The sequence below is a fragment of the Burkholderia sp. HI4860 genome (assembly GCF_002223045.2).
Classification (GTDB): domain Bacteria; phylum Pseudomonadota; class Gammaproteobacteria; order Burkholderiales; family Burkholderiaceae; genus Burkholderia.
The window spans coordinates 3,517,504-3,531,212 of the sequence record NZ_NKFO02000003.1 but is presented as its reverse complement, the minus strand read 5'-3'; the positions used below and the strand labels follow the sequence as shown (position 1 = coordinate 3,531,212).

Genomic DNA, 13,709 nt, shown 5'->3' with positions numbered 1-13,709 from the left:
GAATTAGTTCGTGGCCTCAGCGCGGCCGTAGTTGCGTTCGACGTAGTCGCTGACGATCTGTTGGAATTCCTCGGCGATCCGCTCGCCGCGCAGCGTCTTGACCTTCTCGCCGTCGATGAAGACAGGCGCGGCCGGGTTCTCGCCCGAGCCCGGCAGGCTGATGCCGATGTTCGCGTGCTTCGATTCGCCCGGGCCGTTGACGATGCAGCCCATCACCGCGACGTTCATTTTCTCGACGCCCGGATACGCCTTGCGCCAGACCGGCATCTGTTCGCGCAGGTAGGTCTGGATCTGCATCGCCAGTTCCTGGAACAGCGTGCTCGTCGTACGGCCGCAGCCCGGGCACGCGATCACCATCGGTGCGAACGAGCGCAGGCCCATCGTCTGCAGGATTTCCTGGCCGACGATCACCTCGCCCGTGCGCGACGCGCCCGGTTCCGGCGTCAGCGAGATGCGGATCGTGTCGCCGATCCCTTCCTGAAGCAGCACGCCGAGTGCAGCCGTCGATGCGACGATGCCCTTCGAGCCCATGCCGGCCTCGGTCAGCCCGAGGTGCAGCGCGAAGCCGCAGCGGCGGCTGAGTTCGCGGTAGACGGCGATCAGGTCCTGCACGCCGCTGACCTTGCACGACAGAATGATGCGATTGCGGCCGAGGCCCAGCTCGACCGCACGCTCGGCCGAGCCGATCGCCGACTGGATCAGCGCCTCGTACATCACGCTCTGCGCGTCCCACGGCTGCGAACGCGCCCCGTTCTCGTCCATCATGCGTGCGAGCAGGTCCTGGTCGAGACTGCCCCAGTTCACGCCGATCCGCACCGGCTTGTCGTACTTGGCCGCCGCCTCGATCATCTGCGCGAACTGCGTATCGCGCTTCGCGCCCTGGCCGACGTTGCCCGGGTTGATCCGGTACTTCGACAGCGACTCGGCGCAGCCCGGGTAGTCGCGCAGCAGCAGGTGGCCGTTGTAGTGGAAATCGCCGACGAGCGGCACGGTCACGCCCATGCGATCGAGCTGCTCGCGGATCGCCGGCACGGCGGCCGCGGCCTCGGGCGTGTTGACCGTGATGCGCACCAGTTCGGAGCCCGCGTTCGCGAGTTCCTTGATCTGGATTGCCGTGCCGATCGCGTCGGCCGTGTCGGTATTCGTCATCGACTGCACGCGCACCGGCGCGTCGCCGCCGATCGTCACGAGCTGCCCGCCCCAGCGGACATCCACCGCATGCGATACGCGGCGCGGCTGGTGCCCGCCGAACACCGGCTCGGTTGAACAAATCTGACTGCTGCGTGGGGATTGAGCTTCGGATTGCATCGATAGATCCATTTACGCGGAATGCGCCGCGACGCGGCGCATGAATTGAAAAAGCGCCGTGCCCTCGCGGCCTGCCGATATCGACGACAGGCCTTCGCCACGGCGCTTGACGTCAGGGCAACGTGAACCGCGCCACATTACCCCGCGCTGCCGAATATTTTGCCGGATCGACAGGTTTTCCGTCGAACGCGATCGCGTCGAGGCCCGCCTTGTTGCCGATCGTGACCTTGAACGGGCCGTCGCCGGCGACCTGCTTCGCCTCGCCGCCGTGCACCAGCCCGGAGAACAGCTCCTTGCCGCTCTTGTCACGCACGCTGAACCAGCTGTCCTGCTTGACCTTCAGTTCGATCATCGACTGGCCGGCCGCCACCGCGACGCTCGCCGGCTGGGCCGGCACGGCGGCGCTTGCCGCCGTCGTTGCCACGACGGGCTGCGATGCGGCTGCCGTCACGACCGGCGCCACGGGCGCGGGTGCCGGAGCAGCCGACGCAACTGCCGGCGCCGGGGCTGCAGATGCAACAGCCGGGGCCGGAACCTCATTCGCGACTGCCGCGGACGCACCGCTCGAGGCTGCCCCTTCGACGAATGACGACGATGCCGCCGGCGCGCTTGCGGCCGACGCATGCTCGGCATCGCCGCTCTTGAAGCGCGCGAGCAGGCTCGACGAATCGCCGCCAGTGTGCCACATCAGTACGGCGACCACCGCGACGACGACGATCCCCGTGCCCCAGAGCCACGGGTGATGCCGCGACGACCCGCCCAGCGGAATCGACACGCGGCCGCGCGGCAGATCCGTCCCCGACGACGCGGGCATCGACAGGTCGACTTCCGGCACCCCGCGCTCACGGCGCAACGCCTGCGCGAACGGTTCCGGATCGACGCCGAGCATCTTCGCGTAGCTGCGCACGACACCGAGCGCGAACGTCACGCCGGGCAAATGGCTGATGTCACCGGCCTCGAGTGCCCGAAGCTTCTGCGGTGCGACCTTGAGTCGCGCCGACACGTCGTCGACGGTCCAACCCCTGGTCTCCCGAAGCTGCGCCAGTCGGCTGCCGACTGCCGCAAGCGATTCCAACCCTGCCGGTGCCGGCTTCGCGCCATTCGTCTCTGCGCCGTTAGACGGCTGCGGCTCACTCATCCTTGTCCTCGCGTCGATTCTTCTTCACTGGCGGCCGCCGCCGGTTCCCGCCGGCCGGCACCCGCAACTGTCCATACCATGCGCGACGCCGAGGCGCCGCGACCGATCGCTATTCGCGTGTTGTACCGCTTAAAGGCCCTGGCATCCCCGGCCAGGCATCCCTGTCAAATCGCCCGAACTTCGATGATTTTTCCTGCTGCGCCCGTCCGTTCCGCGAGGCGCGTGCGGTCCTTCACTGCACCGGCCAGCTGGCCGCACGCGGCATCGATGTCGTCGCCGCGCGTCTTGCGCACGGTCGTGACGACACCCGCGTCGATGAGGACCTGTGCAAAGCGCTTGATCTGCTCCGGCTTCGAGCGGATGAGGCCCGATTCCGGAAACGGATTGAACGGGATCAGATTGAACTTGCACGGCACGTCGCGTGTGACGGCCAGCAGTTCGCGTGCATGCGCTTCGGTGTCGTTGACGCCGTCCAGCATGCAGTATTCGAAAGTGATGAAGTCGCGCGGCGCGACTTTCAGATAACGCTGGCAAGCCGCCATCAGCTCGCGCAGCGGATACTTCTTGTTGAGCGGCACCAGCTCGTCGCGCAACGGATCGTTCGGCGCGTGCAGCGACACGGCCAGCGCGACCGGCAGCTCGGCGCCGAGGCGGTCCATCATCGGCACCACGCCGGACGTCGACAGCGTGACGCGGCGGCGCGACAGGCCGTACGCGTTGTCGTCGAGCATCAGCCGCATCGCCGGCACGACCGCGCTGTAATTCAGCAGCGGCTCGCCCATGCCCATCATCACCACGTTGGTGACGACCCGTTCGGCCTTGCCGTTCGGGCCGGGCGCGCGGCCCAGTGACGCTCGCAATGCAAATTCGGCCATCCGGAGCTGGCCGATGATTTCAGCTGTCGACAGGTTGCGGGAAAAGCCCTGCTTGCCCGTCGAACAGAAGCGGCAGTTGACCGCACACCCGGCCTGCGACGACACGCACAGCGTGCCGCGCGTCTCTTCCGGGATGAACACGGTTTCGACCGCATTGCCGTTTCCGACATCGATCAGCCACTTGCGCGTGCCGTCGGTGGAAACGTGATCGCTGGCGATCTCGGGCATGCCGATCGACGCGCGGCCCTTGAGTTTTTCTCTCAAGGACTTCGCGAGATCGGTCATGCCGTCGAAGTCGCCAGCGTTGTACTGGTGGATCCAGCGCTGCAACTGCTTGGCGCGGAACGGCTTCTCGCCGAGGCTGCCGCAGTACGCGACAAGACCCTCGGCATCGAAGTCGAGAAGATTGACGGAAGTTTCGCTCGTCATGATGTGCTGCCTTGCCGCGTGCGCTGAATCCTGCCTACTTGCTGCCAGCCAGGGCTTAGCGCGAGTAAACGTTCATTTCCGGGAAGAAGAACGCGATTTCGACCGCTGCCGTTTCAGCAGCGTCCGAGCCGTGCACGGCATTCGCGTCGATGCTGTCGGCGAAGTCGGCGCGGATCGTGCCCTTTTCTGCCTTCTTCGGATCCGTTGCGCCCATCAGGTCGCGGTTCTTCAGGATCGCGCCTTCACCTTCCAGAACCTGGATCATCACCGGGCCCGAGATCATGAAATCGACGAGGTCCTTGAAGAACGGACGCGCTGCGTGAACCGCGTAGAACTTCTCTGCGTCAGCACGCGACAGGTGTGCCATGCGCGATGCGACGATCTTCAGGCCGGCGCCTTCGAAACGGCTGTAGATCTGGCCGATCACGTTCTTTGCCACCGCATCCGGCTTGATGATCGACAGGGTGCGCTCGATTGCCATAAAAACTCCAAAAAATTAAGAAGTTACAGGTTCAAATGAATCCGCTATTGTAGCACGATCCCGTGTATCATTGCGATTGAACCCTTACACACGTGAAAGGTTCCGAATCCATGTGTTTTGTGCCGCCTGGCCATTGAAACCTCCCGGCACGGAACGTATCTTAGCCATAGCTGCTCCGGTTTGCTGCGCCGCACACCGCGTGTGCCGAACCGGCCCCGGACGCCCACGCGTTCAATGTTAGGAGAAACCATGAACGACTATCCGTACAATTTCGGCCGCGGCGGTTCCGTCAGCACCGCCGAGGTTCGCAACCGCGTGCTGCGGAACACGTACTGGCTGCTCGCGCTGTCGATGGTGCCGACCGTGCTGGGCGCCTGGGTCGGCGTCGCGACAGGCTTCTCGCTGTTCGCGGCCACGAGCCCGATGATGAGCCTGCTCGCGTTCTTCGCGATCGCGTTCGGCTTCATGTTCGCGATCGAGCGGACCAAAAACAGCGCGGCCGGCGTGTTCGTGCTGCTCGGCTTCACGTTCTTCATGGGCCTGATGCTGTCGCGGCTGCTGAGCTTCATCCTCGGCTTCTCAAACGGCCCGTCGCTGATCATGCTGGCGTTCGGCGGCACCGGCATCATCTTCGCCGCGATGGCGACGATCGCCACCGTCAGCAAGCGTGACTTCTCGGGGCTCGGCAAGTGGCTGTTCATGGGCGTGATCGTGATCCTGCTCGCATCGGTCGCGAACATCTTCCTGCAACTCCCGGCGCTGATGCTCACCGTGTCGGTACTCGCGATCGCGATCTTCTCCGCCTACATGCTGTTCGACGTCCAGCGCGTCGTGAACGGCGGCGAGACGAACTACATCTCGGCAACGCTCGCGATCTACCTCGACCTGTACAACGTGTTCACGAACCTGCTCGCGCTGCTCGGCATCTTTGGCGGCAACCGCAACTGACGTTCGCTACCCCCCATGAAAAAACCGGCCCGCGGGCCTAATGCCGTTCAGTTAAGGTCTTTCCGAAGATATCGAACGGCATAACGAGCCGGAAGGGATTTGACGGCCCGATCGCATTTACGATCGGGCCGTTTTACGTTGATGAGCAGTTTGAGGTGCTCACGTAGTCGTTTCAGAACGGCGGGGAGCTTTGCCAATGCTGGCGTACGCGCGGCCCACATCATCTCGTGCTGGATAAGGTGGAAGGAGCGCACGAAACTGAGTTCGGTTGGCTCGCACTTGGCCTCGAAGGCAGCGCAGGCCATTTCGCGACGGATCAGGTTGTAGGCGATCAAAGCGCCCCAGATTTCCTGATAAAGGCCTTCGACAGTCCGGCTGCGTAGCGTCAGTGCGCTGCCAAGCATGGATTGCTTGAGCTCGCGATAGCTGGTTTCAACCTGCCAGCGACGTTCGTAGCAGGCATTCAAATCCGCCACCTTGAATCGACGTCGATCGGTCAGCGAAGTCAGCAGCACCCGCTCACGGCCCGCCGCATCAAGCACGCGAATCGCGCGAGCCATCCACCATTCAGGCAACTCCGGGCACTTCTGCCGCGCCTGCGGTGAAACACGCATTCGCACCAAGGCATCCTCGGATTTGCCAGACACGACTTCCCAGCGCGTATTGGATTTGGCGGGAATCAGGAAGTGGCGATTACGTTCGCCTGCGCTCAGGCCGCACAGGATCTCGGCGGATAGAAAGCCCTTGTCGAAGACCGTCAGCGAATGATCCGGAATCTGTTCCAGCAATTGCTTGGCATACAGCATCTCATTCGTGTCGTAGCGACCAAACGCAATGTTTGCAACGAGGTGAGTCGGAAGCGAGCTCAGGGTCACGGCTCGCACCTGCGGATAGCTCGCCACCTTGCCGCTGGCATAGCCCTGAGCGCCGAAGTGTTCGCGATTGGCCGGACTGTCTGGCGTGCGTAACGTGGTGCCATCCATGGCCCACAAGCTCAACCCCTTGAAGGCGTGGCGTGCCGCGTCTTGCTGGCACCAGGCTTGCGCGGTTCGCTCGAACAACCACGCCATGGGCGCATCACCCAATCGCTGCCGAGCCTGAGCGATGGCGCTCTTGCTGACGAACGTCGCTTCGTTGGGCAACACCAGATCCAGGCTATCGACCACCTCACTGATGGACCAGTGGCGGTAGATCGCCAGCGCGATGACCAACCACACGACTTGTTCGGCCGGTAAGCGTCGGCGACGAATGCTGGCCGTGCCCGTGGCATCAATGGCTTGCTCGATCCACTCCTGCGGCAGATGCTCGCCCAGCCGACTTAGGTCGGCGGGCGCTGCATCCAACAGGAAGGTCAGGTGGTCGCTTAGCATCGCGACCAAAGTTAACAGCTTGCCGCCCCGTTTACAACTCCAAACCCCGAAAACAAAAATGCCGTTCAGGTCTTAACTGAACGGCATTAGGCCCGCGGGCCGGTTTTTTTACGTCCGCCGCCCGACTCAGTCGCGCTCGAACAGCGCGATCGATTCGACGTGCGACGTATTCGGGAACATGTTCACGACACCGGCGCCCTTCAGGCGGTAGCCGGCTTCGTGCACGAGCAGGCCCGCGTCGCGTGCCAGCGTCGACGGGTTGCACGACACGTAGACGATGCGCTTCGGCAGCGGACCTTCGCCGCTCTGCGCGATCTCGGCCAGCGCCTTCGACACCGCGAGCGCGCCTTCGCGCGGCGGGTCGATCAGGAACTTGTCGAATGCGCCGAGCGCACGCATGTCGTCGCCCGTCACCTCAAACAGGTTGCGGCATGCGAACGTCGTGTGGCCGTCGACACCGTTCTCGCGCGCATTCGCCAGCGCGCGCGTCGTCAGCGTATCGCTGCCTTCGATGCCCATCACCTCGCGCGACAGGCGCGCGAGCGGCAGCGTGAAGTTGCCGATCCCGCAGAACAGGTCGAGCACGCGGTCGTCGCGCGACGGCGCGAGCAGACGCAGCGCGCGACCCACCAGCACGCGGTTGATCTGATGGTTGACCTGCGTGAAATCGGTCGGCTTGAACGGCATGCGGATGCCGAATTCCGGCAGCGTGTAGTCGAGCGACACGTCGAGCGGATAGAACGGCGTCACCGTGTCCGGCCCTTTCGGCTGCAGCCAGAACTGTACCTTGTGCTCGTCCGCGAACGCGCGCAGCAGCGCTTCGTCGTCCGCGTTGATCGGCTCCAGCACGCGCAGCACGAGCGCCGTGACTTCCGAACCGACCGCGAGCTCGATCTGCGGCATCCGATCGCGGATCGACAGCCCCTCGACGAGGCGGCGCAGCGGCACGAGCATCGCCGACACGTGCGGCGGCAGCACTTCACAGCTCGTCATGTCGGCGACGTAGCTGCTCTTCTTCTCGTGGAACCCGACCAGCACGCCGCCCTTCTTCGCGACGTTGCGCACGGTCAAGCGCGCGCGGTAGCGATAGCCCCACGACGGGCCGTGGATCGGCGCGAACATCGTTTCCGCGCGCAGCTTCGCCAGGTGCCACAGGTTGTCTTCAAGCACACGCTGCTTGACCGCCACTTGCGCCCGCATGTCGAGATGCTGCATCGAGCAGCCGCCGCAGGTGCCGAAGAACGCGCATTTCGGCTTCGTGCGCATCACGCTCGGGCGCAGAATGTCGACGACCGTCGCCTGCTCGTAGCTCGGCTTGCGGCGGAAGCTCGAATAGGTCACGCGCTCGCCCGGCAACGCGCCCTCGACGAAGATGACCTTGCCCGGCTCGCCGTCCTCGGTGATCGTGCGGCCGACACCGCGCGCTTCCATGTCGAGCGATTCGATCTCGAGAACCGGGGCGATTCCGGGCGCGACGGGCGCATTTCTTGATTTGCGCGCAGAAGTGGGGACGGCTTCGGACACCAGCTTTTCCTGACAAACGTTGAAGAAGGCGAGATTGTAGACGACGCGGGCCCGCATCGCCCGCTTTGCATGCGCCAAGCGTCGATACTTAAGCATAGACGGCCCGGCATTGCGCCGGAACGGCCAGACAGGCGGGGCCGAGAGCGCCAGCGGCCACGTGCCCCGTGGCGCCGACTCAGGAACCGCCCTGGGCCGAGATCCGCCCGACAGGAGATTCGACCATGCAACTGATCGACTGGAACATCCAATGGGGTCGGGACGCGGACGGCAGCGTCGATCTGTCACGCACCGTCGCCACGATCCGCGCGCTCGGCGACTTCGACGTGCTGTGCCTGCAGGAAGTCACGCGCGGCTTTGGCGCACTGCCCGGCCGGCCCGGGGCAGACCAGTTCGCCGAACTCGCGGCGCTGCTGCCCGGATATACGATCGTCGACGCGATCGGCGCCGACTTGCCACCCATTGAAACCGGCGCACCGCGCCGCCAGTTCGGCAACGCAATCGCGACCCGGCTGCCGGTCGGGCGCGTGCTCCGCCGCTTGCTGCCGTGGCCGGCCGACGCCGGCGCGCCGTCGATGCCGCGCGTCGCGCTCGACGTCGAGTTGCAGACGCCCTTTGGGCCACTGCGGGTGGTCACCACGCATCTGGAATATTATTCGGCGCGCCAGCGGCTCGCCCAGGTCGACGCATTGCGCGACCGGCACCGCGAGGCCTGCGCGCACGCGGCACGACCGGCGCCCGCCGAAACCGCCGAGGGGCCATTCAGCGCAACCGGCCAGCCATGCGATGCAATCGTCTGTGGCGACTTCAACAGCGCGTTCGGCAGCGACGCCTATTGCCGACTCCTGGAGCCGATCCCGGACGCGCCGCGCTTCATCGACGCATGGGTCGCTCGACACCCGGGCCGCATGCCACCGCCGACGGCGGGTGTCTACGATACGGTGCAATGGTCGGAGGGGCCGCTCGCGTGCGACTTCGTGTTCGTGACCGATACGCTGATGCCGCGCGTCACGCGCTGCGAGATCGACGGCGACGTGCGCGCGTCCGATCACCAGCCGGTGCTGCTCGAACTGGCATGATCGCGCCGCCGGCCGCAGCGCACCTCGCCCGCGCTAGGCGTCGAATCCGGCCAGGTATTCGGCCCAGTGCGACGCAGGCTCCTGTGCAAGCGAGTTCTTCACGAGCAGGATCTCGTCCGCATACTCGCTCGGCGTCAGGCCGCCGCGCATCAACTGGAACCGGCAGTACAACAGGTAAGTATTGACGACGTCGGTTTCGCAATAGTTGCGGATTTCCTCGATCCGCCCGGCCTGGAACGCCGGCCACACCTGGCTGCCGTCCATCCCGAGCTTGCCCGGAAAACCGCACATCTTCGCGAGCGCGTCGAGCGGCGCATTCGCGCGCGCCTGATACATCGCGAGCACATCCATCAGGTCGGTATGCCGCGAGTGGTAGCGCGAGATGTAGTTGTTCCACTTGAAATCGCGGTCGTCCTCGCCGAGATCCCAGTAGCGGCTCGCAGGGATACCGTGCACGAGTGCGCGGTAATGGAGCACCGGCAGATCGAAGCCACCGCCGTTCCACGACACGAGTTGCGGCGTGTATTTCTCGATCACGCGGTAGAACGACTGGATCAGCGTCGCTTCGTTGTCCTGCGGCGTGCCGAGCGAGCGCACACGAAACCCGTTGTTGTCGCGGAACACGCAGGAAATCGCCGCGATGCGCTGCAGGTGGTGCGGCAGGAAATCGCCGCCGGTCTTCTCGCGACGGGCGGCGAATGCATGCTCGGCCACGGCGGCATCGTCGAGCGTCGCGGGCAGGTCTTCCAGACGGCGAATGCCGTCGACATCGGGAATCGTCTCGATGTCAAAAACAAGAATCGGAGTCATCAGTTACAGAACGGCGTCCTTGCGCACGCCGTTGGAGGCGAAAAACCGCTTGAGGCGCACCAGCGCTTCCTGCTGGATCTGGCGCACACGCTCGCGCGTGAGCCCCATCTCGTCGGCCAGCTCCTCGAGCGTTGCCGGTTCGATGTGGTTCAGGCCGAAGCGGCGCTCTATCACGTGCCGATGCTTGTCGGACAGCCGCGACAGCCACGCGCGCGTCAGCGTCTCGAGCTCGCGGTGCTGCACCTCGGCGTCGGGCGACTGGCTCTGGTCGTCGGGCAGCAGGTCGAGCAGGCTGCTCGCGGGATCGAGGTCGAGCGGCGCGTCGAGCGACGCCGTGTGCTCGTTGAGCGCAAGGATGTCGGTGACTTCTTCGGCGGTCTTGCCGGTGAGATAGGCGATGTCGTCGATGCTGGCTTCGCGGCGCTCGGCCGCTTCACCCGTCGACATCGAGTTCTTTTCAAGGTGGCGCTTCGCGCGCAGCACCTGGTTCAGTTCGCGGATCACGTGCACCGGCAGGCGCACCGTGCGGGCCTGGTTCATGATCGCGCGCTCGATGCTCTGCCGAATCCACCACGTCGCGTAGGTCGAGAAACGGAAGCCGCGCGTCGGGTCGAATTTCTCGATGGCATGCATCAGGCCGAGGTTGCCTTCCTCGATCAGGTCGAGCAGCGGCACGCCACGGTTCAGATACCCCTTCGCGATGCTGACGACGAGACGCAGGTTGCGCTCGATCATCACCTGCCGCGCCTCGAATTCGCCGGCCTTGGCCAGACGCGAATAGCGCTGCTCCTCCTCGACGGTGAGCAGCGGCTTCACGCTGATGCGGTTCAGGTAATGCTGGATCGTGTCGGCCGTGAGCTCGGCCTGCAGTATCGTGCGGAAATCGTCGACATCGGGCGCCGCCTCGACACGGCCTTCGCGCTCGTCGTCGCCACCGTCCGCGTCGGCGTCGCGTGCCTCGAGGTCACGCTCGTTGTCCGCGACGTCGTCTTCGTCGTCCGTCGAAGCACCAGCTCGCCCCACCGATGCTTGCGTGGCTCGACTGATTTTCTCAGATTCGGCTTGCGGCTCGTGGCGCTTCGATTTCGGCATGGTCGTCTCGGTTATTGAGGCGGCAAATACTTCAGCGGATCGACAGGTTTACCCTGCCGGCGAACCTCGAAATGCAGCATCACGCGGTCGGAATCGCTGTTCCCCATCTCGGCGATCTTCTGCCCCTTCGTTACCGCGTCCCCCTCTTTTACCATCAAAGCGCGATTGTGTGCATACGCCGTGAGGTAAGTTGCATCGTGCTTGATGATAATGAGGTTGCCGTAGCCGCGCAGGCCATTGCCGGAGTAGACGACGCGACCGTCGGCCGCCGCCTTCACGGTCTCGCCGGCCGACCCGCCGATATTGACGCCCTTGTTCTTCGCGTCGTCGAAACCGTTCAGCACGGGGCCGCGCGCGGGCCATGCGAACGTCACGGGGCCGCTCGGCGCGGCTGCCGTATCGCTCGATGCGGCTGCTGCGGCAGGCGGCGTCGCGACCGACGACGACGTGCCGGCGGCCGGCGCTGCCGGGCCGCTGCTGAGCGGCGCGGTCGCAACGGCGGCGCCCGCGATCGGCGCGGCGACCTGCGTGCCCGCCACGGCGGCACCGGCCTGCGGCGAAACGCGCAGCAACTGGTCGACTTCAATCTGATTCGGATTCGCCAGGTTGTTCCACGCGGCGATGTCGCGATAGTTCTGCCCGTTTTCGAGTGCGATCCGGTACAGCGTGTCGCCCGGCTTCACCCGGTAGTAACCCGGTGGCGCCGGCGGAAGCGGCGCCGCGGGCTGCGCGGTGCCGGTCGTGCCGAGCGAACCGGAGCGATCGACGACGGGCGCGTTGTCGAGCCGCGTCGCACAGGCGGCCAGAAGCGTGGAGAACGCAGCTACGCAGATCGCCCGCTGGGCGAGCGTGAGCGGTTCCCTGGAACGGTTGTTTTGCATCGCGCGCAACATACTCATCGGTTTCAAATTACTCCGGATTTTAAAGGGACAAAGAAAACGCGATCAAGCCGTGACTCTCGCCATTGCGCGTGCGCGACGCGCTCGACGAGCGTGAGCACCTGGTGCTGCCCGCTCTGCGCGCCGACCGGCGCGACGAGCCGCCCGCCGATCGCGAGCTGCTCGAGCAGCGCCTGCGGCACGTCGAGCCCTGCCGCCGCGATCACGATCGCGTCGAACGGGGCCGCGGACGGCAGGCCGACACGCCCGTCGCCGTAGTGCAGACGGATATTCGGCACGCGCAGCGGCCGCAGGTTCAGCTTCGCGCGCTCGTAGAGCGGCTTGATGCGTTCAATCGAATACACGTCGCGTGCCACGTGGCTCAGCACGGCGGCCTGATAGCCGCAGCCCGTGCCGATCTCGAGGACGCGCTCGAGCGTGCGGCCGGCCATCGCGAGCTCGATCATGCGCGCGACGACCGACGGCTTTGAAATGGTCTGCTGGTGGCCGATCGGCAACGCCGAATCCTCGTAGGCCTGCGTTGCGAGCCCCGGATCCACGAACATGTGTCGCGGCACCGCGGCCATCGCTTCCAGCACACGCGCGTCGGTCACACCGTTCGCGCGCAGCCGTTCGACCATCCGTTCGCGCACACGTTCCGACGTCAGCGCGAACGTGCCGGCCGGCGCGACGCTCGGCGCGGCCGGCTTCGGCATCGCGGGCTTCAGTGCGGTCGGCTTCGGTGCGGTCGCCGGCTTCGCGGCGGCGGAGCCGGGCAAGGCCGATCGCGTCGCAGCGGGCTTCACCGCAACCGGTTTCAGCACGGCCGCAGGCTTGTCGGCGGCCTTCGATGCCGAGACCGCCGCATGGCGTTCGCCGGCCCGACCTTCCGACTTGCGTGGCGCTCGCTTGAGATCTTCGAGCGCGAGCGGGAACCGCTTCGCGCGCTCGCCGCTCATGAAGCCCGCCCTCCGGCGCGCGCCCATTCGCGCGTCGCAGGCAGCATCTGCGTGTGCGTGAGGTCAAGCTGCAGCGGCGTGATCGACACGAAACCGTTTGCCACTGCATGAAAATCGGTGCCGTCGCTGGCGTCCAGCGCTTCGCCCGCCGCGCCGATCCAGTAGATCGGTTCGCCGCGCGGGTCGGTCTGGCGAATCACCGGCTGCGACGGATGACGCTTGCCGAGGCGCGTGACCTTCCAGCCTTTCAGTTCGTTGTACGGCAGGTTCGGAATATTGACGTTGAGCAGCGGCTGGCCCGGCAGCGGATGCGCGAGATAGTGCTCGACGATTTCCGCGGCGACGCGCGCGGCGTCCGCCAGATGGGCCCAGCCCTTGTCGACCAGCGAGAATGCGATGGCCGGCACGCCGAACATGATGCCTTCGGTGGCGGCCGCAACTGTCCCCGAATAGAGCGTGTCTTCGCCCATGTTCTGGCCGTTGTTGATCCCGGAAACGACGAGGTCGGGCCTGGCGTCGGCCATCCCCGTCAACGCGACGTGGACCGAATCGGTCGGCGTGCCGTTCACGTAGAAGAAACCCGTACTCGCCGCGCGCTGCACCGACAGCGGCCGCGACAGCGTGAGGGAATTCGACGCGCCGCTGCAGTTCTGCTCGGGCGCGATCACCGTGAGCTCGGCCAGCGGCTGCAGCGCGTCGCTGAGCGCGGCGAGACCGGGGGCGAGATAGCCGTCGTCGTTGCTGAGTAGGATTCGCATCCGGCGATTGTAACCGAGGAAAGATGGCGCGAGAGCGACAGTCCGGCGACTGCGGATGGACGG

At 65.4% G+C, this 13,709-nt stretch carries 13 protein-coding genes; 2 read left to right on the top strand and 11 right to left on the bottom strand.

All coding sequences use genetic code 11. The features are described 5' to 3' along the window. Nucleotides 1-3 precede the first annotated feature (3 nt). From ispG to ndk, 4 genes are all read right to left on the bottom strand, one after another. Nucleotides 4-1,308, bottom strand: a complete 1,305-nt coding sequence (ispG, locus tag CFB34_RS31825; protein WP_089425933.1) for a flavodoxin-dependent (E)-4-hydroxy-3-methylbut-2-enyl-diphosphate synthase — start codon at nucleotides 1,306-1,308, stop codon at nucleotides 4-6. Between the two features lie 112 nt (nucleotides 1,309-1,420). Then, nucleotides 1,421-2,446 (bottom strand): helix-turn-helix domain-containing protein, encoded by a 1,026-nt coding sequence (locus CFB34_RS31820; RefSeq protein WP_089440230.1) that lies wholly within the window; start codon nucleotides 2,444-2,446, stop codon nucleotides 1,421-1,423. A 164-nt stretch (nucleotides 2,447-2,610) separates the two neighbouring features. Then, nucleotides 2,611-3,750: a 23S rRNA (adenine(2503)-C(2))-methyltransferase RlmN gene (rlmN, locus tag CFB34_RS31815; RefSeq protein ID WP_069248105.1), complete on the bottom strand. Its 1,140-nt coding sequence runs from the start codon at nucleotides 3,748-3,750 to the stop codon at nucleotides 2,611-2,613. Nucleotides 3,751-3,805: 55 nt separating this feature from the next. Continuing rightward, entirely contained in the window at nucleotides 3,806-4,231 is a 426-nt protein-coding gene (gene ndk, locus CFB34_RS31810; RefSeq protein WP_006478674.1) for a nucleoside-diphosphate kinase, read from the bottom strand. Nucleotides 4,232-4,480: 249 nt separating this feature from the next. On the opposite strand from ndk, the gene CFB34_RS31805 reads away from it, so the two are divergent. Next, nucleotides 4,481-5,179 (top strand): Bax inhibitor-1/YccA family protein, encoded by a 699-nt coding sequence (locus CFB34_RS31805; RefSeq protein ID WP_006761414.1) that lies wholly within the window; start codon nucleotides 4,481-4,483, stop codon nucleotides 5,177-5,179. A 47-nt stretch (nucleotides 5,180-5,226) separates the two neighbouring features. On the opposite strand, the gene CFB34_RS31800 is transcribed toward CFB34_RS31805, so the two are convergent. Both CFB34_RS31800 and rlmD read right to left on the bottom strand, forming a co-directional pair. Further along, the gene (locus CFB34_RS31800; RefSeq protein ID WP_089439146.1) at nucleotides 5,227-6,549 is read right to left on the bottom strand and encodes an IS4 family transposase; all 1,323 of its coding nucleotides are present in this window, start codon (nucleotides 6,547-6,549) and stop codon (nucleotides 5,227-5,229) included. Between the two features lie 126 nt (nucleotides 6,550-6,675). Further along, nucleotides 6,676-8,130 carry a 23S rRNA (uracil(1939)-C(5))-methyltransferase RlmD gene (gene rlmD, locus CFB34_RS31795; RefSeq protein ID WP_069248106.1) on the bottom strand — a complete coding sequence of 485 codons (1,455 nt, stop codon included), beginning with the start codon at nucleotides 8,128-8,130 and terminating at the stop codon, nucleotides 6,676-6,678. A 164-nt stretch (nucleotides 8,131-8,294) separates the two neighbouring features. On the opposite strand from rlmD, the gene CFB34_RS31790 reads away from it, so the two are divergent. Further along, entirely contained in the window at nucleotides 8,295-9,149 is an 855-nt protein-coding gene (locus CFB34_RS31790; protein WP_089440231.1) for an endonuclease/exonuclease/phosphatase family protein, read from the top strand. Nucleotides 9,150-9,182: 33 nt separating this feature from the next. Here the strand turns inward: CFB34_RS31790 and CFB34_RS31785 are convergent, their stop codons facing one another. From CFB34_RS31785 to surE, 5 genes are read right to left on the bottom strand one after another with little or no spacing between them, the layout of a single operon-like run. Next, the gene (locus CFB34_RS31785; protein WP_039360281.1) at nucleotides 9,183-9,959 is read right to left on the bottom strand and encodes a 3'-5' exonuclease; all 777 of its coding nucleotides are present in this window, start codon (nucleotides 9,957-9,959) and stop codon (nucleotides 9,183-9,185) included. Nucleotides 9,960-9,962: 3 nt separating this feature from the next. Next, nucleotides 9,963-11,051: an RNA polymerase sigma factor RpoS gene (gene rpoS / locus CFB34_RS31780; RefSeq protein WP_089440232.1), complete on the bottom strand. Its 1,089-nt coding sequence runs from the start codon at nucleotides 11,049-11,051 to the stop codon at nucleotides 9,963-9,965. Between the two features lie 11 nt (nucleotides 11,052-11,062). Continuing rightward, nucleotides 11,063-11,950: a peptidoglycan DD-metalloendopeptidase family protein gene (locus CFB34_RS31775; RefSeq protein WP_089440233.1), complete on the bottom strand. Its 888-nt coding sequence runs from the start codon at nucleotides 11,948-11,950 to the stop codon at nucleotides 11,063-11,065. 5 nt (nucleotides 11,951-11,955) lie between these two features. Next, complete coding sequence (locus CFB34_RS31770; RefSeq protein ID WP_089440234.1) at nucleotides 11,956-12,888, bottom strand: protein-L-isoaspartate(D-aspartate) O-methyltransferase; 933 nt, start codon at nucleotides 12,886-12,888, stop codon at nucleotides 11,956-11,958. After that, nucleotides 12,885-13,646, bottom strand: coding sequence for a 5'/3'-nucleotidase SurE (gene surE, locus CFB34_RS31765; protein WP_089440235.1), 762 nt, complete (start codon nucleotides 13,644-13,646; stop codon nucleotides 12,885-12,887). The genes CFB34_RS31770 and surE overlap by 4 nt, the downstream gene beginning before the upstream one ends. Nucleotides 13,647-13,709 lie beyond the last annotated feature (63 nt).